Source organism: Micromonospora sp. C28SCA-DRY-2, from assembly GCF_030519475.1.
GTDB lineage: Bacteria > Actinomycetota > Actinomycetes > Mycobacteriales > Micromonosporaceae > Micromonospora.
In genome coordinates this window covers 492,319-516,263 of record NZ_JAUMKD010000003.1, presented here as the reverse complement: position 1 = coordinate 516,263, position 23,945 = coordinate 492,319, and the positions used below count along the sequence as shown (strand labels likewise).

17 protein-coding genes are annotated in these 23,945 nt (G+C 74.1%); 7 read left to right on the top strand and 10 right to left on the bottom strand.

Annotation, left to right across the window (positions count from 1 at the left end; all coding sequences use genetic code 11):
* Positions 1–197: 197 nt before the first annotated feature.
* Both Q3W71_RS15960 and Q3W71_RS15955 read left to right on the top strand, forming a co-directional pair.
* Entirely contained in the window at positions 198–353 is a 156-nt protein-coding gene (locus tag Q3W71_RS15960; protein WP_302920112.1) for a hypothetical protein, read from the top strand.
* Positions 350–3,754, top strand: a complete 3,405-nt coding sequence (locus Q3W71_RS15955) for a hypothetical protein (RefSeq protein ID WP_302920111.1) — start codon at positions 350–352, stop codon at positions 3,752–3,754. Before Q3W71_RS15960 ends, Q3W71_RS15955 begins: the two co-directional genes overlap by 4 nt.
* A 108-nt stretch (positions 3,755–3,862) precedes the next feature.
* On the opposite strand, the gene Q3W71_RS15950 is transcribed toward Q3W71_RS15955, so the two are convergent.
* The 3 genes from Q3W71_RS15950 to Q3W71_RS15940 form a co-directional block, all read right to left on the bottom strand.
* Positions 3,863–4,648, bottom strand: coding sequence for an NAD-dependent deacylase (locus Q3W71_RS15950; protein ID WP_302920110.1), 786 nt, complete (start codon positions 4,646–4,648; stop codon positions 3,863–3,865).
* Positions 4,649–4,786: 138 nt separating this feature from the next.
* On the bottom strand, positions 4,787–7,789 hold the full coding sequence (locus Q3W71_RS15945) for a family 16 glycoside hydrolase (RefSeq protein ID WP_302920109.1): 3,003 nt from the start codon (positions 7,787–7,789) through the stop codon (positions 4,787–4,789).
* 243 nt (positions 7,790–8,032) lie between these two features.
* Positions 8,033–8,623 (bottom strand): MauE/DoxX family redox-associated membrane protein, encoded by a 591-nt coding sequence (locus Q3W71_RS15940; protein WP_302920108.1) that lies wholly within the window; start codon positions 8,621–8,623, stop codon positions 8,033–8,035.
* Positions 8,624–8,726: 103 nt separating this feature from the next.
* Here Q3W71_RS15940 and Q3W71_RS15935 point away from each other — a divergent pair, with 103 nt between their 5' ends.
* Positions 8,727–9,182: a S26 family signal peptidase gene (locus Q3W71_RS15935; protein WP_302920107.1), complete on the top strand. Its 456-nt coding sequence runs from the start codon at positions 8,727–8,729 to the stop codon at positions 9,180–9,182.
* Here the strand turns inward: Q3W71_RS15935 and Q3W71_RS15930 are convergent.
* Complete coding sequence (locus Q3W71_RS15930) at positions 9,135–9,722, bottom strand: peroxiredoxin (protein ID WP_302920106.1); 588 nt, start codon at positions 9,720–9,722, stop codon at positions 9,135–9,137. The genes Q3W71_RS15935 and Q3W71_RS15930 overlap by 48 nt on opposite strands.
* Before the next feature lie 47 nt (positions 9,723–9,769).
* Positions 9,770–9,955, bottom strand: a complete 186-nt coding sequence (locus tag Q3W71_RS15925; protein ID WP_302920105.1) for a hypothetical protein — start codon at positions 9,953–9,955, stop codon at positions 9,770–9,772.
* Positions 9,956–10,117: 162 nt separating this feature from the next.
* Between Q3W71_RS15925 and Q3W71_RS15920 the strand changes: the two genes are divergently transcribed.
* Positions 10,118–13,114, top strand: a complete 2,997-nt coding sequence (locus tag Q3W71_RS15920) for a BTAD domain-containing putative transcriptional regulator (protein WP_302920104.1) — start codon at positions 10,118–10,120, stop codon at positions 13,112–13,114.
* Here the strand turns inward: Q3W71_RS15920 and Q3W71_RS15915 are convergent.
* The 4 genes from Q3W71_RS15915 to Q3W71_RS15900 all read right to left on the bottom strand — a co-directional run bounded on the left by Q3W71_RS15915 (position 13,078) and on the right by Q3W71_RS15900 (position 18,967).
* Entirely contained in the window at positions 13,078–14,955 is a 1,878-nt protein-coding gene (locus Q3W71_RS15915; RefSeq protein ID WP_302920103.1) for an ABC transporter ATP-binding protein, read from the bottom strand. The genes Q3W71_RS15920 and Q3W71_RS15915 overlap by 37 nt on opposite strands.
* Before the next feature lie 539 nt (positions 14,956–15,494).
* Positions 15,495–16,205 carry a DNA alkylation repair protein gene (locus Q3W71_RS15910; protein ID WP_302920102.1) on the bottom strand — a complete coding sequence of 237 codons (711 nt, stop codon included), beginning with the start codon at positions 16,203–16,205 and terminating at the stop codon, positions 15,495–15,497.
* A gap of 62 nt (positions 16,206–16,267) precedes the next feature.
* A complete protein-coding gene (gene pgi, locus Q3W71_RS15905) occupies positions 16,268–17,902 on the bottom strand; it encodes a glucose-6-phosphate isomerase (protein ID WP_302920101.1) in 1,635 nt (544 codons plus the stop codon).
* A 180-nt stretch (positions 17,903–18,082) separates the two neighbouring features.
* On the bottom strand, positions 18,083–18,967 hold the full coding sequence (locus tag Q3W71_RS15900) for a LysR family transcriptional regulator (protein WP_302920100.1): 885 nt from the start codon (positions 18,965–18,967) through the stop codon (positions 18,083–18,085).
* 190 nt (positions 18,968–19,157) lie between these two features.
* Here Q3W71_RS15900 and Q3W71_RS15895 point away from each other — a divergent pair, with 190 nt between their 5' ends.
* The 3 genes from Q3W71_RS15895 (at position 19,158) to Q3W71_RS15885 (ending at position 21,541) form a co-directional block, all read left to right on the top strand.
* A complete protein-coding gene (locus Q3W71_RS15895) occupies positions 19,158–19,802 on the top strand; it encodes a disulfide bond formation protein DsbA (protein ID WP_302920099.1) in 645 nt (214 codons plus the stop codon).
* Positions 19,803–19,877: 75 nt separating this feature from the next.
* Positions 19,878–20,819: an EamA family transporter gene (locus Q3W71_RS15890; protein ID WP_302920098.1), complete on the top strand. Its 942-nt coding sequence runs from the start codon at positions 19,878–19,880 to the stop codon at positions 20,817–20,819.
* A 71-nt stretch (positions 20,820–20,890) separates the two neighbouring features.
* The gene (locus Q3W71_RS15885) at positions 20,891–21,541 is read left to right on the top strand and encodes a LysE family translocator (protein WP_302920097.1); all 651 of its coding nucleotides are present in this window, start codon (positions 20,891–20,893) and stop codon (positions 21,539–21,541) included.
* A gap of 48 nt (positions 21,542–21,589) precedes the next feature.
* On the opposite strand, the gene Q3W71_RS15880 is transcribed toward Q3W71_RS15885, so the two are convergent.
* Positions 21,590–23,836: a helix-turn-helix domain-containing protein gene (locus tag Q3W71_RS15880; protein WP_302920096.1), complete on the bottom strand. Its 2,247-nt coding sequence runs from the start codon at positions 23,834–23,836 to the stop codon at positions 21,590–21,592.
* Between the last annotated feature and the right edge of the window lie 109 nt (positions 23,837–23,945).

The following is a 23,945-nucleotide window of genomic DNA, read 5'->3' as shown; positions in this document are numbered from 1 at the left end:
CCCACCAGGCTCACGTTCCGGTTGACCGACGCGTCTACCGTTTAGCTCCCCATTCGTGGACATCGCTACGGGTCGTCGGCTGATCTCCCCGCTGGGAGCCCTCGCGCGGACCGTAGGCCGGACCGGGCTTGCCCCCGGCCGGACGCCGGCGAGAACCCGACCGGGACGAGCGACAGCGTCGGAAGGAGCGACCATTGTTGACCGAGGCCCTGACGGCACTGGCGGCCAACGCCGGGGCGGCCCTGGTCGGGGGCAACCTCGTCTACCACGAGTCCCCCTCCGCCGCGGCCGGCCGACAACACCCCGCACCGCGGCCGGGCCCGGCGGACGACAGCCCCCACGACCCGCGGTGACCGCCGTGGACGGCACCGTCGGCCAACTGGGGCGGATATCGAGCGCGCAGCAGCAGGTGTTCGTCGAGAACGGCTTCGGCTACGGGGTGATCGGCGCGGACCTGCACGTCTTCGGCGACGGCAGACCGGTGTACCTGCTCGGCGAAGCCGGTGGGCGGGCGGGCCTGACCCTGGCGGTGGACGGGCACGGGCTGCCGGCCCAGCCGAGCCACCTGCTCAACGCCCGCCACGCGGTCGTGGACTTCACCGGCCGGCACGGTGAGGTCGGCGACCTGACCGCCTGGCGCGACCGCGCCGCCGCCCGAGCCGTGCGCTGGTTGCACGCCCCGGGCGGCCAGGGCAAGACCCGCCTGGCCAGCCACCTCGCCGGGCTGGCCGCCCGCGACGGGTGGAAGGTGATCGTCGCCGAACACACGCCGGCCCGGGTGGTCGACGCCGGCGAGCCGACCAGCCACGACCTGCGCGTCGGGGCCGCCCGAGGGTTGCTGGTGGTGGTCGACTACGCCGACCGTTGGCCGCTGGCCCACCTGACGTGGCTGTTCAGCAACACGGTGTTCCACCAGCAGGTGCCGGTGCGGGTGCTGCTCCTCGCGCGCAACGAACACGTCTGGCCCGCCCTGCGCCACGCCCTCGTCCAGGGCGGCTGGCCGTCCGAGGACTGCACCAGCCAGGCGTTGGGCGCGCTGCCGAGCGCCCGCGACGCCCGCGGCACCATGTTCGTCGCCGCCCGGGACTGCTTCGCCCGCCGCTACGGGCTGCCGGACGCGGCGGCGATCGGCGTACCCGACTGGCTGGACCGGGACGAGTTCGGCCTCACCCTCGCCGTGCACATGGCGGCGCTGGTCGCCGTCGACCGCCACGCCCGCCACGCCTACCGGCCGGCGGCGCCGCGTGAGGGCATCACCGCCCTGACCGCCTACCTGCTGGAACGCGAGTACCTGCACTGGCACGCCCTGCACGGCAGCGGTGACCCGTTGACGGGTGGGCGTTCGACGTTCAGCACCACCCCGACCCGGATGCGTCGGACCGTGTTCACCGCCAACCTCACCGGTCCGCTGGGCTACCGGGACGCCAGGGCGGCGCTGGACCGGGTCGGCGTCGGCGGCGACGCCGACCAGGTGCTCACCGACCACACGTTCTGCTACCCGCCGGTCGACCCCCGGACCGTCCTGGAGCCCCTCTATCCCGACCGGCTCGCCGAGGACTTCCTGGCCCTGTGCCTGCCCGGGCACGACACGCCCGGCCACGAGCCGGACGCCTGGACCCAGGACGTCCCCGAGGTGCTGCTCGCCCCACCGGCCGGCGATGGCCACCTGCCGCCGTACGCCGCCCGCGCGATCACGTTCCTCACCGCCGCCAGCGAGCGCTGGCCTCACCTGATCGCCACCCTGGAAGGGCTGGAGCGGCTCCTGCCGGACGATCCGCACGACGCGGCCGGCGACCTGACCGTCGCCGCGGCCGACCTCGCGGACCGTCTCGCGCGGCACCGTCTGCCGACGGTCACCGACCCCGCCGAGCGCGCCGAGCTGCACGACGTCCTGGGTCGCTGGCTGGACCGGGCCAACCGGGAGGAGGCGGCGGCCGAAGCGCTCCGGGAGGCCGTACGGCTGTACCGCTCGGTGGCCGCGACCGATCCGCGCTCCTTCGAGCCCAAGCTGGCCTGGGCGGCGCTGAACCTCGCCCAGGTGCTGGTCAGTCTGAATCTCGTACCCGAGCCGGGCGCCTTCCGGCGCCTGTCGGTCGGCGGTGACGCGCTCCGGCCCGGCCCGGCCCGCCGGGAGGAGGCGCTGGCGGCGCTCCGCGAGGCGGTCGAGATCCTCCGGCGGTTGGCCCGGGACAATCCCGCCGAGCACGAGAAGCACCTCGCCGCGGCGCTCTCGGCGGTCGGCGTCTTCGGGCCGCATCTCGGTGCGGTCGAGGAATCACGGGCCGTCGCCCGCGAGTGCGTCGAGATCGTCAGCCGGCTGGCACGTGACGACCCGGACGAGTACGCGGACGCCGTGCCGCTCATGCTGGCGAACCTCGCGGGCAACCTGGCGACCTCGGAGCCGGAGCAGGCGGCGACGCTCGCCGCCGAGGCGGTCGAGGGCGCCCGCCGGCTGGTGGGCGACCAGCCCGCGGATCCCGAACGGCAGGAGGCGTACCGGTTCGCGCTGCACTTCAGCCTGGTGGTCCAGGCTGGAGTGCTGTTGCGGCTGAGCCGGGCCGAGCCGGCCCTCGCCGTCCTCGACGAGGCGGTCCGAGTCGCCCCGACTCAGCGGGGGGACGACCCGGACGGCAGCGATGCCTGGGCCGAGACGGTCTCCCTGACGCTCGGCCTGCTGTGGGTGCAGGGATCCGAGGACGACGCGGGGGCCGGCCTGGAGGGGGTCATGCACCTGCTCCGCCGCCAGGCGCGCGCCAACCCCACCGCTCACCGGCTGGCGTTGTTCCACGCCTCTCTGGTGCTCGACTACATGCTGCGGCAGTTGGAGCGATGGGACCTCGTCCTGGCCGGGCAGCGCGACCTCATCGATTTCCTCAAGGCCGCGGACGACGCCCTCCGATACGACGTCATCGGCGTGCTGTCCGCCAACGGCGCCGTCCTGGTGATGCTGGGGCGGTGGGACGAGGCGCTGGACGCGATCGGCGAGATCGCTGAGGAACTCCGGCGGGAGGGCACCGCCGCCGGGTTGGAGTACGGTCTGGCCGGAGCGCTGCTGGCGGTGGCCACCAACGGGGCGGGTGTGGCGCCGGACGAGTGGCCCGACAACGCCGGCTACGAGCGGGTGGCCCAGGACGAGACCGTCGCCACGCTGCACCGGATAGCGGCGGCGTACCGGCAGCGGGCCGGCGGCGACCCGCGCGACGCCCACGGCCTCGCCGCCACGCTGAAGATGCTGGCCGAAGCGCTGTGGATCCTGGACCGGCCGTGGGAGTCCCTGGCCGCCGGCAGGGAGGCGGTCGCGGTCCGCCGCCACCTGGCGCGCGACGGATCTCCCGAGCACCACGAGCACCTCGCGCTGGCGTTGCAACGCCACGTCCGGAGGTTGGAGCGGGTCGGGCAGCACTCGGAGGCGGTGGTCGCGGCGGAGGAGGCGGTCGACCTATACGAGCGGCTCGCGCGCGTCGACGCCGCCGCGCACGAGCCGGCTCTCGCCGCGACGCTGCATCTCCTGGCGGTCAACCGCTGGCGGTCGCGCCCGGCGGAGGCTCTGGAACCGGCCCGACGAGCCGTCGAGATCGTCGAGCGGCTGGCGCGGCGCGAACCGGGCGGGCACGAACCGAACCTCGTCAACGCGCTGGGCACGCTCGCCGGGATCCTGCGCGGACTGGGCCGCGAGGAGCAGGCGGACGCCGCGGAGAGCCGGGCGGCCGAGGTACGCGGTCGACTCCCCGCCGGCAGCGACGCGGCCGGCTGAGCCGCAGGAACGACGACCGGACGCCGGCTGCACCCGCTGGCCCCGTGCGGCGGACGCGACGGGTGCCGCTGCCGGTGGCCGCGGTCCCCAGCCGGGTGCCCGCCGCCGTCAGCCGTTCCGGGCCACCTCCCAGGCGGCCCCGACCAGGGACGGGAGGACCTCCGCCGCGGCGCCGCGCAGGTTGACCGCGCAGACCCGGTCGAGCGGGGTCGGCTCCGGGTTGACCTGGACCACGGCCGCGCCCGAGCCGGCCGCGATCCGGGGGATCTCGGCGGCCGGATACACCAGCCCGGAGGTGCCGACCGCCAGCAGCACGTCGCACGCGGCAGCGGCCTCGACCGCGGCGGTCAACGCCGCCTCCGGCAGTGCCTCGCCGAACCACACCACGCCCGGGCGGACGAGCGCCCCGCAGGACGCGCACCGCGGCGGCGGGATCCGGCCGCCGTCGGGCGACGGCGCGGGCCCGCCGTCCGGGGTGCTCCGGAAGGGGTGTCCGGCGGCCGCCACGCAGCGGGGCGCGAAGAGGCTGCCGTGCAGGTGGATCGCGGCCCGGCTGCCGGCCCGTTCGTGCAGGTCGTCGACGTTCTGGGTGACGACGGTGGTGCCGGGGATCCGGGCCTCGATGGTGGCGATGGCCCGATGCCCCGGGTTGGGTTCGGCCTGCCGCACCCGGGTGCGGCGCCATTCGTACCAGCCCCAGACCAGGTCCGGATCGGCGTGGAACGCCGTCGCGGTGGCGAGCCTGCGGGCATCGAACCGCGCCCACAGCCCGGTGAGATCGTCACGGAAGGTGGGCACGCCGCTCTCGGCCGAGATCCCGGCACCGGTGAAGACCACGACCCGGCGGGCGTCCCGGAGGAGCTGGGCTGCGCGGCGCGGCGGAACCTCGTCCATACGCGGAGATCCTGCCAGCAGCGCACGGCGGCCGGCCGGCAGCCCGCGGCGACCGGCCGGCAGCGCACGGCGGCCGGCGGCAGCGCACGGCGACCGGGGGACGGCCGGGCCGGCGAACCGGTCCCGGCCGTCCGCGTCCTACCCGTCGAGCGGCTCGATCCAGATGTTGCGGTACTGGACCGGGTTGCCGTGGTCCTGCAGCCGGATGGCGCCCGTCGCCGGGCCTTCGGGGCGGCTGCCGCCGGTCGGACCGAGGATCTCGACGTCGTCGTGCACCGTGACGCCGTTCCACACCACGGTGACGCGCGGGTTCTCCACCTTGTTGCCGGCCGCGTCGTAGCGGGCCTGCCGGTAGACGATGTCGTACGTCTGCCAGGTCTGCGGCGGCAGCGCCGCGTTCACGTCGGGGGCCTTCTGGGTGTAGATGGCCGCCGCGTCGTTGGTCTTCGGCGGGTCGACGCCGAACGAGTCCAGCACCTGGATCTCGTAGCGGTCCTGCAGGTACACGCCGCTGTTGGCGCGGGCCTGACCGGTCACGTCCGGCGGGTACAGCGGCAGGTTGAACTCCACGTGCAGGCGGAAGTCGCCGAATGCCTGCACGGTACGCAGGTCGCCGCCGCGCACGGTCATGGCGCCGCCGGCGAGCGTCCACTCGGGTTCGCGGCCGTCGCTGTGCTGCCACTCGGTGAGGTCGCCGCCGTCGAACAGCGTGATGCGCTGCCCGTGCGGGCGGACGGCGAGCACGTCGAGGTTCACGTGCCCGGAGTCGGCGGCCTCCTTGCGGTACTCGACCAGGTTGCGCCCCTTCGCCAGGGGCACCGTGGTGGTGACGGTGGCCCACTCCTTCCAGGTCACCGTGGAGGGGAAGACCGTCTGCTCGACCCGTTTCCCGTTGACGTACAGACTCAGCTGCTTCTCGCCGGAGTACGGGTTCGGTCCGTTGCTGTACCGCATCGCCAGGTCGTACGTGCCGCTCTCGCGCACGTCGACGGAGATGCGGGTCGAGGAACCGTCCTGGGCGAAACCGGCGGCGAAGCCGGCGCCGGAATAGCCGGCGTGGTCGGTGTCCATACCGACTCCGACCGTGCGGCCTTCCTCGGCCTCGAAGAACGTCTGCGGCTGCACCACGCGGCCCGGGATCTCGTTGAGCGTGTACCAGGCCTCAGTGTTCCACAGCTCCTCCCCGTCGGCGGACGAGAACGGGCGCGGCGAGCGCACGTGCACCACGCGGTTCTCCTTCAGGCCCGGGATCCGGAGCTTCACGGTGCGACCGTCCGCCGACAGCTCGGCCTTGGCCACGTCGAGCGTCTCCAGGTCGAGCTTCGGACCGCCGTACTGGCTGGTCGCGCCGTAGCGCCACTGCGTCACCTGGTACGCGTCGGCGAGCTGCCGCGCCGTCTCGGCCGACAGCGGCTCGGTGTACTCCAGCTCGAACCCGACGTGCGACGCCCGCATCCGCTTGACCTCGAAGACCGAGGTGCCGTTGGGGGTGAGCTTCTGCAGGCCGTAGCTGAGCTTGCCCTCCTGGCCCCAGTTGCCGCCGGCGCCGAGGCCGCCCACGTAGAGCGCGCCGTCCGGGCCGAGCGTCACCTCGTTGACGCCGGCCTCCAGGCCCTGCGTGTGCCGGAACACCGCGCCCTGGTACTGGCCCTCGACCCGCTCCAGGAAGACGCGTTGCAGGCCCCCGTAGGTGACGTCGCCGACGACCAGTTGGCCTGCGTACGGCCCCTGCTCGAGCAGCACCGGCGTGGACGGCGAGTTACCGATCTCGTTCTGCGGGAGCCAGACGATGGGGCGCGTCACCGGCTCGTCGTCGAACGGGCCGGCGGGCGTCGTGTAGTGGTTGTAGAAGGCGCCCGGCCGGATCTGGACCAGCTTCGACGCGGGCAGCCAGCCGCCCTGGTTGTCGGTGACGAGGACCTCGCCGCCCGGCCCCCATCCGATGCCGTTGGGCGTGCGCAGCCCACCGGCGACGTAGGTGATCTCGCCGGTCCGGGCGTTCACCTTGATCGCGGTGCCGCGGTTGGGCGCGGGCTGGGGCACCGTGGTGGCGCCACCGTAGTTGATGGCGACGGAGAGGTTGAGGTGGAAGTACCCGTCCCGGTAGAGCAGGCCGAACGCGAACTCGTGGAAGTTGCGGCCCCACGGCCAGGTGGCCACGGTCCGGTGGTCGTCCGCCTCGCCGTCGCCGTCGGTGTCGCGCAGGGCGGTCAGCTCGTGCTTCTGGCTGACGTAGACGGTGCCGTCGACCACCGCCACCCCCTGGGGTTCCCGCAGACCCTGGGCGAACCTGCGGTAGGTCACCTCCTCGGGCCCGGTCGTCCCGGTGGCGCCCTCGACCACGTAGATCTCGCCGGTGGCGTTGTCGGTGCCGCCCCAGGTGGAGACGACCAGGTCGCCGTCGGGCCGGAAGGCCATCCCGGTGACCTGTGGCTGGAAGCCGTCGGGGCGCAGGTCGGTGAGGGTGTAGCCCGGGTGCATCCGGTCGAGCGGCAGGCCGTCGCCGGCCGAGTCGGTGGCACCCTCGCAGTACTTCCAGCCGGGCGCGGTGACCCGGACGACGCCGGCGTCGGTGCTCAGCGCGGTGGTCGGCACCAGCTGGAAGCCGTCGGCGCCGGGTGTCCGCCATTCCAGCCGCAGCACCTGGCCGCCGCCGTTCTCGAAGAACTCGACGAACAACGGGTGCAGGCCGGCGCTGAGGGTGACCGACCCCTCCTTCGAGCTCTCGCCGTGCAGGCCGTCGTGGTCCACGACGAGGTGGTCGCCGATCGTCAGGCGGGATCCGTCGTCGCTGGTCAGCCGGAAGGTGTAGACGCCGTCGGCGGGTACGGCGAGGTTGGCGGTGACGTGGCTGATGAAGCGGTCGGAGAGGCCGAACTCGTCGGTGGTGGTCCAGTTGATCTGTGGCATGAGCTTGTCGACGTTCGGGGTCTGCGCGGACTTGAGGGTGCACAGCGCCGACAGCGGGACGCCCATGTCGTACGAGCGCAGGGTGACGCCGGGCTCCTGCGGCGGGACGTCCGCGGCGGCGGGTGCGGCCGTGGCCGGGGTGGGGAGTGCGGCGAGCAGGGTCGCCAGGGCGGCACCCGCGGCTGCCAGCACGGGTCGACGGCGGCGTCGCCGCCGGTTCGGTGCGGTCATGGTTCCTCCTGAGGGAAGGGGTTCCGGCAGGGAAGGAGCCGTGCCACTTTCTCCCCATGACCGGTGGTGCGATCCAGCGGAGCGAAAGATCGATCGCTGACGCTATCACTTTCCATCGATCAGAGGAAACTTTTAAATCTCTGAGTGAAAGTCCGTCCGCAATGGTCCTGAATTGGCGGTTGCGGTCGGCACTGCGGCGCGGGTCGGGGGAGCGGGGACCCCGGATCGGTCGTGGGGGTGTGGTCAGCGACCCGGCCGGCCGCCCCGGAGGGCGGTACTCCGCCGGCCCGCGTCACCCGCCGGGGTGACCGGCCGGAACAGGGCGGCGAGATCGTCGAGGCGGACCACGACGAGCGCGCCCACCACGCCCAGCGGTCCGGCCAGCACCAGGGTCCGGACCGTCACCCCGGGATCGCCGAGCGAGGCGTACGCGCCGACCCCGGCCGCCACGGTGAGCACCAGGTTGCGGGCGAGATGGCGCCGGCCGAACGGGGCCGCCGCGGCTTCACCGAAGCACCGGCAGGACACCTGCCCGCCACGGTGGAGGACCACCGCGACGACCACCGTGAACGCCGCCGACAGCGCCGTCGCCACGGTGAACCCGGCAGTGGTCAGCGCGGCGTCGGGCAGCGGCACCAGCAGCAGGGGCACCATCGCCTCGGCCGCCGCCACCGCCGCCGCGACCAGGACCACCACCGGCGCCGGCAGCAGGTCCATGGCCCGCAGCGAGTCGGCGAACGCCCGGAACGCGCGCCGCCCGCGGAGCTTGCTGGCGGCCGACGCCAGGAAGACCGGCGCGAGCAGGCACCAGCTGAACACCAACAGGTACGACATGCGCTCCCGCTTCCTCTCCGGTGGCTCGTGGGCGGCGTCGGCGGCAGCAGGCGGCACCCGCCGGCGGCCGCTTCCCCCGCGGCCGCTCCGCTACCGTGGTGCGGTGGATCGATCCATTCTGCTGATCACCGCCGGATCGTTCGTGGCGCTCGCGGTCGCCGTGCTGCTGGCGGCGCGCGCCCTGCTCCAGGTGGTCGGGGTCAACGGCGACAGCATGACCCCGACCTACCGGGAGGGCGACCAGCTCCTCGTGCTCCGGCGGGGATTCCGGCGGCGGCTGCGGGTCGGTGCCGTCGTCGTCTGCCTGCCACCGCCCGGCATCAGGATCAAGGCGGGTGACGTCGACGCCGCCACCCAGCTGATGGTCAAGCGGGTGGCGGCGCTGCCGGCAGGGCAGGTCTACGTCCTCGGTGACGCGCCGCGGCACAGTCTCGACTCGCGGGCCTTCGGCGCGCTCCCGGCGGAGCTGGTGCGGGGGGTGGTCATTCGACGGCTGCGGGCCGCGCTGGGGTCATCGCGCGGCGGGCACGACGTCGCGCCCCGCGGACAGGTCGGGTAGCTGGCTGGCGTTGTTGCTCACCCCGGCCACCCGGCCGTCGGTGTCGACCAGGTAGAAGGCGGGGAACGCGGCGACCTGGAAGGCCGACTGGAGCGCCCCGTCGAGCGGCTCGTGGACGACGGCCACCCGGGTGCCCCGCAAACCCAACGCCGCCACGAGTTCGGCGCGCTCGCGGTCGTCGCGCTCCGGCGCCGGGCTCAGCCGGGTGAGGACGACGAGCACGGCCATCGGGGTGGCGAGCGCTTCGGCGAGCGTCGACCGCACCGAGGGAAGCTGCTCCTGGCAGCCGGAACAGTCGGGGGCGAGGAAGGCCACCAGGCCGCCGGCGGCGCGCAGCGAGGCGACGGACACCACGTCCCCGCCGGTGGTCGGGGCGGTGAAGTCCGGCACCTGCGCGCCGACCGAGAGGGTCACCGGTGGGCGGGCGCGGGCCAGCTCCTGGGTGTGCTCGCGCAGTTTGCGGATGACGCCGAAGGTGAGCAGCAGGTTCAGCAGCGCGAGGACGGCGAGGACGACGAGGGCGGCGACGACGATGGGCATGGGTTCGCTCCTGAGGGGGATGGGGACCAGCGCGTCGCGGGCGTTGCTCAGCAGTCGGTACCCCACCAGCACTCGCACGAGCTGTTGCAGGTGCGCCACTTGAACCGGGTGTAGGTGAACCGGCAGCACATCGGGGTGTGGGTGCAGGGCGGCTGACAGACGGCGGAGGCGGTGGTCTTGGGCAGCATCAGTGCCAAGAACCGGTCCGCCAGTGCGCCGACGCGACGGGTCATGTGTCCCTCCAATCATGATCTAGACTGATGGTGGACGATAGGTGGACCTCCTACACGGCGACCTACAGCATCGATACAAGCCGCTACGCGTACCGCGTTGCGAGCCCTCGTACCTGCTCCCGGGGCGCTGGCCGTGGTGGTCCCGATCAGAGCCGAGGTGCCTTGAGTCTGCGATTCCAGCTGCTCGGTCCACTCCGGATCATCTCCGCCGGTCGGGCTGTCCCGGTGGGCCCGCAGAAGCAGCGGGCGATGCTGGCCACCCTGTTGCTGTCGGCCAACGAGCGGGTGTCGCTGGACCGCCTCGTCGGCGAGCTGTGGGACCAGCCGCCGCACTCGGCCGTGGCGAACCTGCGCACCTACGCCAGCGGGCTGCGCCGGTTGCTCGGCGAGCTGGACGGGGAGCCGGCCGGCGCCGATCGGCTGGCCGCCAACGCGGCCGGATACCAGCTGCGGGTCGACCCGGACGAGCTGGACCTGCACCGTTTCCAGGCCGCTATCGAGCAGGGCCGCACGGCCCTCGCCCGGGGCGACCACGCCGCGGCCACGGCGCGGTTCCGGGAGGCACTGGACCTGTGGCGGGGCCGACCGGCCGAAGACGTCCGTCCCGGGCCGGAACTCGGCGCCCGGATCACCCTGCTCGAGGAGCAGCACCTGTCGCTGGTCGAGGACCTGATCCAGGCCCGCCTCGCGCTCGGCGAGCACGCCTCGGTGACCGGCAGGCTGCGGCTGCTGATCACCGCCCACCCGTACCGGGAGCGGCTGCGTCACCAGCTCATGCTGGCGCTGTACCGCTCCGGCGACGCGCCGGCGGCCCTCACCGCGTACGCGGAGACCCGCGCGGTCTTCGCCGACCAGCTCGGCCTCGAACCCGGCACCGAGCTGACCCGGCTGCACCAGGCCATCCTGCGCCGGGCCCCGGAACTGTCCACCCCCGACACCGCCGCCGAGCCGGTCGACCCGCAACCGGCCCCCACGCCGGGTAACCCGCCCGGCCCGGCCGAACCGCCGCGTCAGCTGCCACCGGACCCGGCCGCGTTCGTCGGCCGCGTCGACGAACTGCACGCCATCGAGCGGACCTGCACGGCCGCCGACGGGTCGCGGACCGGGCCGGCGGTGGTCGTGCTGCACGGCCCGGGCGGGATGGGCAAGACCACCCTGGCGGTACGCGCCGCGCACCGGCTCGCGGGCCGCTATCCGGACGGGCAGCTGTACCTGGAACTACAGGGTGGCGCCCCGGGCATGCCCGGCGTCGAACCGCTGTCAGCGCTCGGTCGGATGCTGCGCGCGCTGGGCGTGCCGGCCCGGGACGTCCCGCTCGAGCTGGCCGAGGCGGCCGCGCGGTTCCGGTCGGAGACCGCCACCCGGAGGCTGCTCATCGTGCTGGACGGCGCGGCCGGCGCGCAGCAGATCCGGCCGCTGCTCCCGGCCGGCCCGGACTGCGCGGTCCTCGTCACCAGCCGCCGGCCGGCGAGCACCCTCGACGCGGTCCGGCTCCGGCTGGACCGGCTCAGCGACGCCGAGGCGCGCCAGCTCCTCGACACCCTCTGCGGCGACGGCCGGGGGGCGGCCGACCCCGCCGCGGCGGACCGCCTGGCGATGCTCTGCGACGGCCACCCGCTGGCGCTGCGCATCGCCGGGGCCCGGCTGGCGGCCCGCCCCGACTGGCCCGTCGCGGTGCTCGCGGACCGGTTGGACAACGAGCGGGGACGCCTCGACGAGCTGCGCGCGGACGACCTCGCCATCCGGTCCAGCTTCTGGAACACCTACCGGCAACTGCTCGACAGCGCCGATCCGGACGATCGCACGGCGGCGGCCGCCTTCCGGTCGTTGTCGCTGCTGCGGGTGCCGGAGATACCGGCGCCGCTCGCCGCGGTCACCATCGGCGTCCCGGAACGGCGTGCGCTGACGCTGCTGGACCGGCTCACCGAGACGCACCTGCTGGAGGCGGTCGGGCCGACCCGGTTCCGCTTCCACGACCTGCTCCGGCTCTACGGCGCGGAGCTGGCCGAGGAGACCGATCCGGCCGCGGAGCGCGACCGGCTGGTGCTCCGCGGGCTGACCGCGTACCTGACCACCGTGCTGCGCGCCGGTCAGCTGTTGCGTCCGCAGCGGGCGGCCGAACTGGCCACCGGGCCCACCGTCGTCGAGCTGGCCACGCTCGACGACGCCGTACGCTGGGTCGACGCCGAGCTGGCCGGGATCATCGCCGCCGCACGCCAGGCCTGCGACGCGGCCCCGCAGCTGAGCCGGCTCTGCGTGGCGGCGATCCCGTCGGTGGCCGGTTGGCTGCAGAAGCGCAACCGGTGGGCGGAGGCCGACGCCCTGGTCGCCGTCTGCGAGCGGGCGGCGACGGTCACCGACGACGGTGCCACCCGGGCGAAGGTGCTGGCGCTACGGGCGACGCTGCACTGGCGCGCCGGGTCCCTGGAGGCGGCGTGCGGCGCGCTGGAGTCGGCGCTGGAGCTGTGGCGCCGGCTCGGGGATCGCGAAGGCGAGGGGCGGGCGCTACAGAACCTCGGCTGGTTCCACCACCGTACGGGCTCCCCGCGCCGGGCGGCGGACCTGGTCCGGGCGGCGGTCGAGCTGCTCGCCACCGGGAACCCGGTGTGGCTGGCGATGGCGCTGCACAACCTCGCCGAGATCGAGTTCGAGCTGGGCAACTTCCCGGCGGCCGGCGCGCACCTCACCCGCTGCCTGGCGATGCGGCGCGAGCACGACGACGCCGTCGGCGAGGCGATGACGCTGGTCGCGCTGGGCCGGACGCACAGCCAGCTCGGGCGGCACCTGGACGCGCTGACGGCGCTCACCGCCGGCTTGCGGCTGTGCCGGCGCACCGGCAACCGGGAGGACGAGTGGGAGGCGCTGCTCAGCCGCTCGGAGGTGCACCTCCGGATGGGCGACGTGGCGCTGGCCCACCGGGACGGCGAGGAGGCGCTGACCCTGGCCCGCGCGGTCGGCGACCGGTACGGTGAGGCGGCCGCGCTGCGGCAGCTCGGCCGGGTGCGGGAACGCCGCGGCGAGCGCGCGGCGGCCGACGGGTACGCCCGGCAGGCCGACCGGATCTTCGCCGACCTGCCCGGCCGGCGCGACGGCGTGCTGGAAACGTTCCTCGCCCGCGCGGATCAGTCGGCCGGCGTGCCCGCCTCGGCCGGCAGGTAGTCCGCGTCGGCCGCGACCCGGTCCGGCTCCGTCGCGACATAGCCGGCCGCCTGCATCCGGAACAGGGACGCGTAGGTGCCGCCGGCCGCCAGCAGGTCCTCATGCCGGCCGGCCTCCACGATCCGTCCGCCGGAGAGCGCCACGATCAGGTCGGCGTCGCGCAGCGTACCCAGCCGGTGCGAGATCAGGACGCTGGTGCGGTCGGCCCGGTACCGGCGCAGCCGCAGCTGGATGTCCCGCTCGGCCTCGGCGTCCAGGCCGGCGCTCGGCTCGTCGAGGATGAGCAGGTCCCGCGCCGCGGGCAGCACCGACCGGGCGATCGCCATCCGCTGCCACTGCCCGCCGGAGAGCAGCACCCCGGCGTCGGCCGGGTCGCCGTCCAGTTCGAACACCCGGGACAGCATCGTCCGGTACCCCCGGGGCAGGTCCTCGATGGTCTCGTGGATGCCGGCCCGCCGGGCGGCGTCGGCGATCCGGGCGGCGTCCTCGGCCCGTACGTGGTCCGGGCCGGCCGGGTCGACGTCGCCGAGCCAGATGTTCTCCGCGGCCGTCAGGTCGTAGGTCATGTAGTCCTGGAACACCGCGCCGATCCGGGCCCGCAGGTCGGGCACGGACAGCTCGCGCAGGTCGACGCCGTCCCACCGGATCGCGCCCCGGGTCGGGTCGTAGAACCGGCACAGCAGCTTGACCAGGGTGCTCTTGCCGGCGCCGTTGTGGCCGACCAGGGCCACCGCCTGACCGGCCGGGATGAACAGGTCCACGCCGCGCAGCACCCACGGGTGGTCCGGACCGTAGCGGAACCAGACGTCGCGGAACTCGATGCCGCGCTTCAGCGGCGGCACCGGCAGTGGCCGGGCCGGCTCCGGTAGATCCGGTGGGCAGGTGACGATCTGCTCGTAGTGGGTGAGGAGCAGCATCGCCTGGTGGATGCCGGCGAGGTGGTCGATCAGGGTGGCCAGGCTGCTCTGCACCCCGGCGACGGCGGCGATGAAGACGGCCACGTCGCCCACGGTGAGCCCGCCGGACCGGGCGGTGGCGACCGCCCACACCAGGCCGCCCCCGGACAGCGCCGCGCTCAGCGCCGCGAGCAGGGCCTGGACGCGTACCTCCCGGCGCTCGTGGACCCGACGGGCGGCGTTCGCCGTGCTCAGCTCGGCGAGCATCCGGCGGCGGAACAGCCCGCCCAGCCGCAGCAGGCGTACCTCCTTGGCGGCGGACAGGCTGGTCAGCAGGCTGGCGTAGAACATCTCCCGCCGCTCGCCCGGTCCGATCTGCCACAGCATGTTCGCCCGTCGCCGGCTCAGCCGCAGCTCGGCGACCAGCACCGGTACGCCGCCGGCCGCCACCAGCACGGCCATCACCGGGTTGATCACCACGAGGGTGCTGAGGAAACCGGTCAGCAGCACCCCGTTCTGCACCAGGCCGAGCAGGCCGTCGACGCAGCGGCTCGGCCCGTCCCGCCCGGCCTGCTCGGCCAGCCGGAGCGTGTTCTGGAACGCCGGATCCTCCAGCCGGCGCAGCCCGGCGAGGCGGTCGGTCGCCGCGTACAACTGGTCGAGCGCGACGACGGCGGCCGAGCGCCCGAGATCCGCCCGCAGGTAGTTCGTCAGGTGCGGCACGAGGGCGAGGCCGACGGAGACCACCGCCAGCGCGGTGGCCACCCCGAGGATCGCGCCGCCGGAGGCGTTCGCCACCCGGTCGAGGACGAGTTTGGTCAGCCAGGCCGCGAGCACCGGGAGCGCGCCGGCGATCGGCGCGAGCACGACGTACACCGCGAGGTTGGCCCGCCCGGCCCGCCAGACCACCGCGACGGCCCGTGCGGTCCGGGCAATGCCGATCATGGCGAGAGGGTACGGACGGCACCTCCAGGAGCAGCTACAGCGCCGGTACAGGCGGACCCCAGCCGGGCGCTGGCGTCAGGCCGGCGTGGCCGGCTGGCACAGCGGCTCACCGGTGGCCGGGTCCTGGCACAGGTAGCGGCTCCCGCCATGCATCCAGCCCCACAACGGGTCGGTGAACAGGGGTTGCCCGCAGTGCCGGCACACGGCGGTGCGGCCCCGCTCCGGCGGGGTGGGTGAGGTCTGCGCAGGACCGTCCGATGCCGCGGGTGTCGCTCCCGCGTCCGCCACGGCGGTGTCGCCGGTGCGGCGTGGTGCCGCCGGCGTCGGTGCGGGCATCGGCGTTGTGGGCTCAGCCATGAGTGCTTTCCGGTGTACGGCCAAAACGGAGCGAGCGGAACCCGGAACGTCTGGAGCGCCGCCCACCCGGGAGACCGTGCGGCACGATCTCCCTGACGGTATGGCGTAGCGGCGCGCGGTCCCGTTACACCGACCGCCGCTGACCGCGACGATCCGCCGGCTCGCCGGCGGGCGCCGGTCGCCTAGACCACGCCGGACAGGTACTCCCGCCGGCGCTGCGGTTCGAACTTCTCGATGGCGTACCGCAGCATCACCCGTGGCATGCGGCGGTACCGTCGGGCCAGGAACTCCTCCGCCGCCGCCCGGTCCCGGTTGCCCACCTCGCGCAGCATCCAGCCCACCGCCTTGTGGACCAGGTCGTGCGGGTCGCGCAGCAGCCGTTCGCTGAGCCGGAAGGTCCAGTCGAAGTCGCCGGCCCGGATGAAGGCGAAGGTCGCCATGATGGCGATCCGCCGCTCCCACACCAGGCTCGACCCGGCCAACGTGTCCAGGACGCCGCGGTCCTTGTCGATCAGCCAGGGGCCGACGATGTACGGCGCGGAGGAGTCCACCAGGTCCCAGTTGTCGATGTGGCGGGTGTTGGCCAGGACCGTGTGGAAGATCCGGGCCCGCTCGTCCTCGTCTGCCTTGGCGAACTTGCGCACCAGGACGAACAGCGCCGTCAGCCGCTCCTCGTGCACGCCGCTGGTCAGCAGCTTCGCCGTCTCGGCCAGGGAGAGGTCACGCCAGTACCGGGCGGCCACGCCGCGCTGCTCGGGCACGGAGACGCCGATGGCCCGGTCGCCCTCGCCGTACCCGCCGGGGACCATCTGCAGGAACCGGCTCACCCGCGCCGCCCGGTGCGGGTCGGCGAGGCGGGCGAGGTCGCGCCGGACGTCCGCGCTCGTGGCCATGACCGTGCAATCTACCGCCGATCCCGGACGGTGCCGGGGCCGGCTGACGGGGGCGGCCGGCCTCAGTCGCGGCCGCGCTGGTGCCGGTACCGGCGGATCAGGGCGGCGGTGGACGAGTCGGTGCCGTCGAGGTCCGCGCTCTCGGCGGTGAGCTGCGGTGCGAGCTGGTTGGCCAGCACCTTGCCCAACTCGACGCCCCACTGGTCGAACGGGTTGATGTCCCAGATCGCGCCCTCGGTGAACACGATGTGCTCGTAGAGGGCCACCAGTTGCCCGAAGGTGGCCGGGGTCAGCCGCGGGGCGATGATCGAGGTGGTGGGGTGGTTGCCGGCCATCACCCGGTGCGGCACCAGCTCCGCCGGGGTGCCCTCCGCCGCGACCTGTTCGGCGGTGCGGCCGAAGGCCAGCGCGGCGGTCTGGGCGAAGAAGTTCGACATGAACAGGTCGTGCATCTCGCCGATGTCGTGGTTCGGCTCGCTGAAGGCGATGAAGTCCGCGGGCACCAGCCGGGTGCCCTGGTGGATCAGCTGGTAGAAGGCGTGCTGCCCGTTGGTGCCGGGCTCGCCCCAGAAGATCTCTCCGGTGTCGTACGTCACCGGGGCGCCGTCCACCGTCACCGACTTGCCGTTGCTCTCCATGGTGAGCTGTTGCAGGTACGCCGGGAGCCGGTGCAGGTACTGCGAGTACGGCAGCACGGCGTGGGTCTGGGCGCCGAGGAAGTTCGTGTACCAGACGTTGAGCAGGCCCAGCAGCACCGGCGCGTTACGGGCCAGCGGCGCGGTGCGGAAGTGCTCGTCCACGGCGTGGTAGCCGCCCAGCATCTCGCGGAACCGGTCCGGTCCGATGGACAGCATCACCGACAGGCCCACCGCCGACGGCAGCGAGTACCGGCCACCCACCCAGTCCCAGAAGCCGAACATGTTCTCCGGGTCGATGCCGAAGTCGCGTACCCGCTGCTCGCTCGTGCTGACCGCGACGAAGTGCCGGGCCACCGCCGACTCGTCGGCGTCGAGCCCGGCCAGCAGCCAGCGCCGCGCCTGGTGGGCGTTGGCCAGCGTCTCCTGGGTGGAGAACGTCTTGGAGACCACCACGAACAGGGTCGTCGCCGGGTCCAGGTCGGCGGTGGTGTCGTGGACGTCGGTGGGGTCGATGTTCGACACGAACCGGCAGGTCAGGCCCCCGTCGCGGTACGCCTTCAACGCCTCGTACGCCATCACCGGCCCCAGGTCGGAACCGCCGATGCCGATGTTGACCACGGTGCGGATCCGCTCGCCGGTGTGCCCGCGCCACCGTCCGGAGCGGACGTTCTCCGCGAACGCCGACATCCGGTCCAGCACCTCGTGCACGCCGGCGACCACGTCCTGACCGTCCACTGTCAACGCGGCCGTCCGGGGCAGTCGGAGCGCGGTGTGCAGCACGGCCCGGTCCTCGGTGGCGTTGAGGTGCGCCCCGGCGAACATCGCGGCGATCCGGTCGGCCAGCCCGACCCGTTCGGCCAGCGCGGTCAGCAGCTCCAGGGTGGTGTCGGTCACCAGGTTCTTGCTGTAGTCCACGTAGCAGTCGGCCAGCTCTAGGGCCAACCGCTCGCCCCGGCCCGGGTCGGCGGCGAACAGGTCGCGCAGACGGATCCCGCGGATCTCATCGGCGTGCCTGCTCAGGGCCTGCCACTCGGCGGTGCTGGTGACGTCCGCGGCCATCGGATCGGTCGCCTCCCTCTGCGCAGGATCGGCCGTCCGGCGGCCTTCGGCTGCCGACGGACGGTGCCCCCAGCCTGCCATCACGAAGATCGGCGTGCGAGCCGGACGCGGCCATTCCCGGATGCTGATCCCGCCCCGACCGGCGGCCGGCGGTGGGAACGGCGTGGTGACCGGCGAGCGCTACCCGACGCTCCCGGGGGCGATGTCGAGCAGGGCGAGGAAGGCGTTCGCCGCGGGCGTACGGTCGAACCGGCTCCAGATCACGTACTCGACGCGGGCCGGCGCGTCGGTGACCTCGATGGTGGTCACGCCGGTGAGCTGCGGTGCGTAGGCGGCGGGCAGCATGGCCACCGCGAGTCCCTGTTCGACCAGCCGGGACATGAGGTAGGCGGTGGTCACCTCGAAGGCGACATCGCGGGTGAGGCCGGCGGCCGTGAAGGCCTGGTCGGACTGGATCCGCCCGGCGGTCCGGGCCGGCAGGTCGACGAACACCTCGGTGGAGAGCCGACGCAGGCTGACGGCTGACTCGGCGGCGAGGGGGTGGTCCGGGGCGACCACCGCGACGAGCCGGTCGCGGGCGAGTTCGCGGGCGGGTACGCCGTCGGGCCGCGCGGTGGTGGGCAGCCCGAGGAAGGCCACCTCGATCGCGCCCTGTTTCACCTGCTCGACGAGATCCTCGCTGGCGCCCACCCGGAGGCTGATGCGTACCGACGGGTAGCGCTGGCGGAAGTCCCGCAGGACCCGCGGCAGGTCGACCGCGGCGACGGTGGGGATCAGGCCGACCGTGAGCCGTCCGCGCACCTCGCCGACGGCCGCGGCGACCTCGGCGGCAGCCCGATCCGCGGCGTCCAGGCACTGGCGGGCGGCGGGCAGGAACGCGGCGCCGGCCGGGGTGAGCCGGACCCGCCGGCTGGTGCGGTCGAAGAGCTTCGCGCCCAGCTCCCGTTCCAGGCGCGCGATCTGGTGGCTGAGCGCGGACTGCACCACCAGGCACCGCTCGGCGGCCCGGGTGAAGCTGTTCGTCTCCGCGACCGCGATCACGTAGCGCATCTGCTGGAGTTCCACGGATCAATCTTGTTTCACGATCGATCATGTGACAAGCATGTGTTGGACTCATGATCTATCGCGGGTGAAGCTTCGAGTCAGACCGGTTCGGCAACCGCCGAGCAGCCTCGACCGGCCGTTCGCCGGGTCGGGCGGGCGACGGCCGCGAGCCGCCGCCGGCAACCCCAGCTCACCCGAGAGGACCCGCACCATGAACGTCAACGCACCCGAGCGGGCGGCGGAGACCGTCGTCGACGCCTGGGTCGACCCGCGCTGCCCCTGGGCGTGGACCGCCTCCCGCTGGCTCCTCGAGGTCGAACAGGTCCGACCCGTCCGGACGCGATTGCACGTGATGAGCCTCTCGGTGCTCAACCAGGGCCGGGAGGTGCCGGAGAAGTACCGCACGGCGATGGTCGAGGGCTGGGCGTCGGTGCGTGTCTGCGTCGCCGCCGAGCAGCGGCACGGCCCCGACGCCCTGCGGGCGCTCTACGTCGCGATGGCCACCAGGATCCACCACCACCGGGCCGGCCTGGGCCGGGACATGATCCTCGCCGCGCTCGCCGACGCCGGGCTGCCGGCGGACCTCGCCGACGCCGCGGACACCACCGCCCACGACGAGGCGCTGCTGACGAGTCACCACGCCGGCATGGACCCGGTCGGCTCCGAGGTCGGCACTCCCGTCATCCACCTCGCCGGGCCCGCTGGCGAACGCGTCGCGTTCTTCGGCCCGGTGATGTCCCCGGCACCGCGCGGCGAGGCCGCCGGCCGGCTCTGGGACGGCATCCTCGCCCTGGCCGGCACCGACGGCTTCTTCGAGCTCAAGCGGACCCGCGACCGCGATGCCCGCGTCGACTAGCAGCAGGCCGACCGCCAGCGCGGCGGGGCGCCCGACGCCGGCGCCCCGGGTCCCGGGAAGGACGGGCGGTGCGGCATGAGGGGCGGGCAACCACTGCGCACCGCGGGCGTCACGGCGCTGGCGCCGGCGGTCTGGGGAAGCACCTACCTGGTGGCCACCGAGTGGTTGCCACCCGACCGGCCACTGCTGGCCACCACCGTTCGGGCGCTTCCCGGGGGCCTGATCCTGCTGGCCCTCACCCGCGTGCTGCCGACCGGGCGGTGGTGGTGGCGGTCACTGGTGCTCGGCACGCTCAACATCGGCGCGTTCAACGTCCTGCTGTTCGTCGCGGCCTACCGCCTGCCCGGTGGCATCGCCGCGACGCTGATGGCCGTACAACCGATGATCGTGTTGCTGCTGGCGGCGCTGCTGCTCGGTGACCGGATCCGGGTCGCGCACGTGGTGGCCTGTCTGCTCGGCGCGGCCGGGGTAGCGATGCTGGTGTTGCGGGGCACGGCGGCCCTGGACGCGGCCGGCGTGGTCGCGGCGCTCGCCGCGGCGACCTGCATGGCCGCCGGCATCACGCTGACCAAACGCTGGGGGCGTCCGAGCCGGATCGGGCTGCTGCCCTTCACCGGATGGCAGTTGGTCGCCGGCGGACTGGTGGCCCTGCCGGTCACGCTGGTCCTCGAAGGGCTGCCGGCCACCCTCACCGGGCCGAACGTCATCGGCTTCGGCTATCTGATCTCCCTCGGCGCGGTCCTCAGCTACGCGCTGTGGTTCCGCGGGATCGAGCGACTGCCGGCACTCGCCGTCTCCTTCCTCGCCCTCGGCAGCCCGATCGTCGCCACCCTCCTCGGCTACCTGTTCCTGCGCCAGACGCTCTCCCTCGTCCAGCTGGTCGGCGTCATCGCCATCACCGTCGCCGTGCTGCTCGCCCAGCCACGGCCGCCCCAGCCACGGTGGCATCCCGCCGCTCCTCCCGGACCGACGTCTGCGGTGGGAGCGGGCGTCGTGCCAGGACCCAGTGCTGACTGAGGTCACCCGGGCCTGGCGAGCCCGCCCGGGATGTCCTTGAGCCGAGCGGCGCCGGCGACGAGAATCCTCCAATGGATCTCGTCGCCTCGCTGCCGGCCTTCGTCGTCGCCGTCGTGCTGATCTCCGCCTCGCCAGGTCCCGCGATGGCGCTGATCATGCGGCGGGCCGCGCTGCGCGGCTTCGCCGGCGCGGTGCCCACCGTGCTGGGGCTGGAGGCCGGCCTCTATCTCTGGGCGCTGTTCGCCGCCGCCGGTCTGGCCGCCCTGGTTGCCGCTTCCCAGGCGGCCTTCGTGGTCCTCCGCGTGGTGGGCGCCGGCTTCCTGATCTACCTGGGCGTCAGGTCGTGGCGGGCCGCCTGGCGGAGCCGGAAGCCCGGGGCGCTCCAGGCGGTGGCCGAGGAGGCGCCGGCCGACCCGAGGCGGGGCTGGTGGAAGGCATTCGGCGAGGCCGCGGTGGTGATGCTCGCCAACCCCAAGGCCGCCGTGTTCATGATCGCGTTCTACCCGCAGTTCGTGCCGGCCGACCGGCCGTTGTTCGCGACCACCGCCCTGCTCGCCCTGCTCCAGGTGGCTGTCGAGATCGTCCTGTACCTGGCGCTGGCAGCCGTGGTCGGGCGGGCCGGCGCGTGGTTCCGTCGACCGGCGATCCGTCGCCGGTTCGAAATGGTCAGCGGCACCGTGCTGATCGCCCTGGGGCTGCGGGTGGCCGCGGCCAGCCGCTGACCGCGCGGATCGCTCCGCCACCCCCGACGCCGGCGGGCCGGCGTCGGGTCAGCCGGCGGCGAGCAGGCTGTCCCGCGCCGCGCGGGCGCGTTTCTCGTCGTACGGCCGGCCCAGCTCACGGGCGAGTTCGATGGTCCGGTCGAGCAGCGCCAGCGCCTCGTCCCGCCGACCCGCCGCGCGGCACGTCTCGGCGTAGGTGTGCCGGACGTCGATCTCCAGCTGGACCTCGGCCAGCGGTTCCAGCAGCTCGAAGGCCCGCCGGTGGTGTTCGAGCGCCTCCTCGGGCGAGCCCGTCACCCGCAGCGCGACACCGAGGTAGTTGTGGCACCACGCCTGGTTGTGCTGGAGGTGATGCTGCTCGGACAGCCGTAACGCGTCCCGCAGCGCGCGCAGCGAACCGGCCGGATCGTCCGGCGCCAGGGCGAGCCCGAGGGTGACCAGCCCGGTGATCCGCGCCGGCCCGTCCACCAGGGCGACGGATGCCCGGGCGAGTTCGACGGCTTCGCCGGGGCGGCCGAGGTGCAGGGTCACCCACCCGTCGAAGGCCAGCGCCTGGGCCTGCCCGGCAGGGTGGCCGATCTTCTCGAACAGGACGCCGGCCCGCCGGAAGTGCGCCTGGGCGGCTTCGAGGTCACCCAGATCCCGGCGTACGAACCCGGTGCGCAGCGCCAGCGCCGCGGCGGTGTCGTCGTCCGGCGCTGAGCGCTCCGCCAGTTCGTAGGCGGACAGCGCCTCGCTGAGGCGGCCGGCGGCCGCGCGGGCGAAGCCGAGCTCGGCGAGCAGCGCGGCCCGCTGCTGGTCACGGCCGAGCCGCGCCGCGGCGGCCGCGGCCGATTCGAGCAGGCGCAGCTGGTCGTCGGTGCCGCGGTGGCGGAAGAACCAGACCTGCATGGCCTGCGGCAGCTCGGCCACCACCTCGTCCATGCCGAGCCGTACGGCGGCGTCGAAGCTGGCCACCAGATTGGCGTACTCGAGGTCGAACCAGGCCATCGCCGTCGCCGGGTCGCCCGGCGCGGGTCGCCCGCGGTGCGGCGAGGGCAGCGTCCGGTCGCGGGCGACCGCCTGTGCCAGATAGTGCCGCAGCACCCGGCGCAGCGCGGCCTCGGCCCGGGGCTCCTCGTCGGCGGCGAGGTCCGCCGCGTACTGCCGGATCAGGTCGTGCATCCGGTACCGCCCGGGGGAGGGCTCCTGGACCAGGTGGGCGTCGACCAGTTCCTCCAGCGCCGCGCCGACCCGGTCGGGCGGCAGGTCGGTGAGCGCGGCCGCCGCGGCCGCGTCGAAGTCGGCGCCCGGCAGGACGCCGAGCAGCCGGAACACCCGGCGCTGGCCGGCGTCGAGCTGCCGCAGCGACATGCCGAACACGGAGTCGAAGCGGTTCGCGGTGTCGCGCAGCCGCTCGGCCAGCACCCCCACCGTCCAGCCCGGGCGGTGGCGAAGCCGGGCACCGGCCATCCGGAGCGCCAGCGGGAGCCCGCCGCACTGGCGCAGCACCTGGCTGACGGCTTCCCCGTCGGTGCGCGGGAGCCCGGCCGCCCGGCCGAACAGGTGCGCCGCGTCGTCGTCGGTCAGCGGCTCCAGCGAGACCGGTGGCACCCCGTCCAGGCTGACCAGCCGGTGGCGGCTGGTCACCAGGACCGCCGACCTGCCGGCGCCGGGCAGCAGCGGGCGTACCTGCTCCGCGTCGACCGCGTTGTCGAGCACGATGAGCACCCGCCGGCGGGACAGCTCCGACCGCCAGAGCGCCGCGCGTTCGGTGACGCCGGCCGGTGGGTGCGTGACGTCCAACGCGGCCAGCAGCCGGCCCAGCGCGGTCCGCGGCTCCAGCGGCTCCCGGCCGGGGGTGAAGCCGTGCAGGTCGAGGTAGAGCCCGCCGTCCGGATACGTCGCGGCGAGCCGGTGGGCCACGTGTACGGCCAGACTGGTCTTGCCCACGCCCGCCATGCCGTCGATCGCGACCGCGGCGGTGTTCCGCAGCAGCTGTTCGACCAGCGCGGCCTCCGCTTCCCGGCCGGTGAAGTCGAACAGGTCGGCGGGCAGGTCGTTGCGGCGCGGTGCGGGTGCGGCGCCCGCCCGGGACGCCTCCGCCCACACCGCGCGCAGTGGCCGGGGATCGCGGCCCACCGCCCGGCACAGCGCCACCACGGCCTCCCACGGCGGCACCAGCTGACCGGTGAGGTACCGCGACAGCGACGAGCTGCTCAGCCCGGCCTGGCGGGCGAGGGCGCGCAGGCTCAGCCCGCTCAGCTCCTTGATCCCGGCGAGCTGAGCCACCAGTCGCTCCTGGGGGCTGGACACCTGCAACACCGTACCGTCCCGGCCCACGGCGCCGGATCGGCGACGCGTTTGCGCTGCTCAGCGGGCCTCTGAGTGTCCCACGGTGTCCCACGGGCGGCGCGGGACCCGG

What these genes read in the sequence shown, in the direction of transcription:
- Q3W71_RS15950 (WP_302920110.1), bottom strand. Translation starts at nt 4,648, where the DNA reads ATGGACGAGGTTCCGCCGCGCCGCGCAGCCCAGCTCCTCCGGGACGCC.
- Q3W71_RS15945 (WP_302920109.1), bottom strand. Translation starts at nt 7,789, where the DNA reads ATGACCGCACCGAACCGGCGGCGACGCCGCCGTCGACCCGTGCTGGCA.
- Q3W71_RS15940 (WP_302920108.1), bottom strand. Translation starts at nt 8,623, where the DNA reads ATGTCGTACCTGTTGGTGTTCAGCTGGTGCCTGCTCGCGCCGGTCTTC.
- Q3W71_RS15930 (WP_302920106.1), bottom strand. Translation starts at nt 9,722, where the DNA reads ATGCCCATCGTCGTCGCCGCCCTCGTCGTCCTCGCCGTCCTCGCGCTG.
- Q3W71_RS15925 (WP_302920105.1), bottom strand. Translation starts at nt 9,955, where the DNA reads ATGACCCGTCGCGTCGGCGCACTGGCGGACCGGTTCTTGGCACTGATG.
- Q3W71_RS15915 (WP_302920103.1), bottom strand. Translation starts at nt 14,955, where the DNA reads ATGATCGGCATTGCCCGGACCGCACGGGCCGTCGCGGTGGTCTGGCGG.
- Q3W71_RS15910 (WP_302920102.1), bottom strand. Translation starts at nt 16,205, where the DNA reads ATGGCCACGAGCGCGGACGTCCGGCGCGACCTCGCCCGCCTCGCCGAC.
- pgi (WP_302920101.1), bottom strand. Translation starts at nt 17,902, where the DNA reads ATGGCCGCGGACGTCACCAGCACCGCCGAGTGGCAGGCCCTGAGCAGG.
- Q3W71_RS15895 (WP_302920099.1), top strand. Translation starts at nt 19,158, where the DNA reads ATGAACGTCAACGCACCCGAGCGGGCGGCGGAGACCGTCGTCGACGCC.
- Q3W71_RS15890 (WP_302920098.1), top strand. Translation starts at nt 19,878, where the DNA reads ATGAGGGGCGGGCAACCACTGCGCACCGCGGGCGTCACGGCGCTGGCG.
- Q3W71_RS15885 (WP_302920097.1), top strand. Translation starts at nt 20,891, where the DNA reads ATGGATCTCGTCGCCTCGCTGCCGGCCTTCGTCGTCGCCGTCGTGCTG.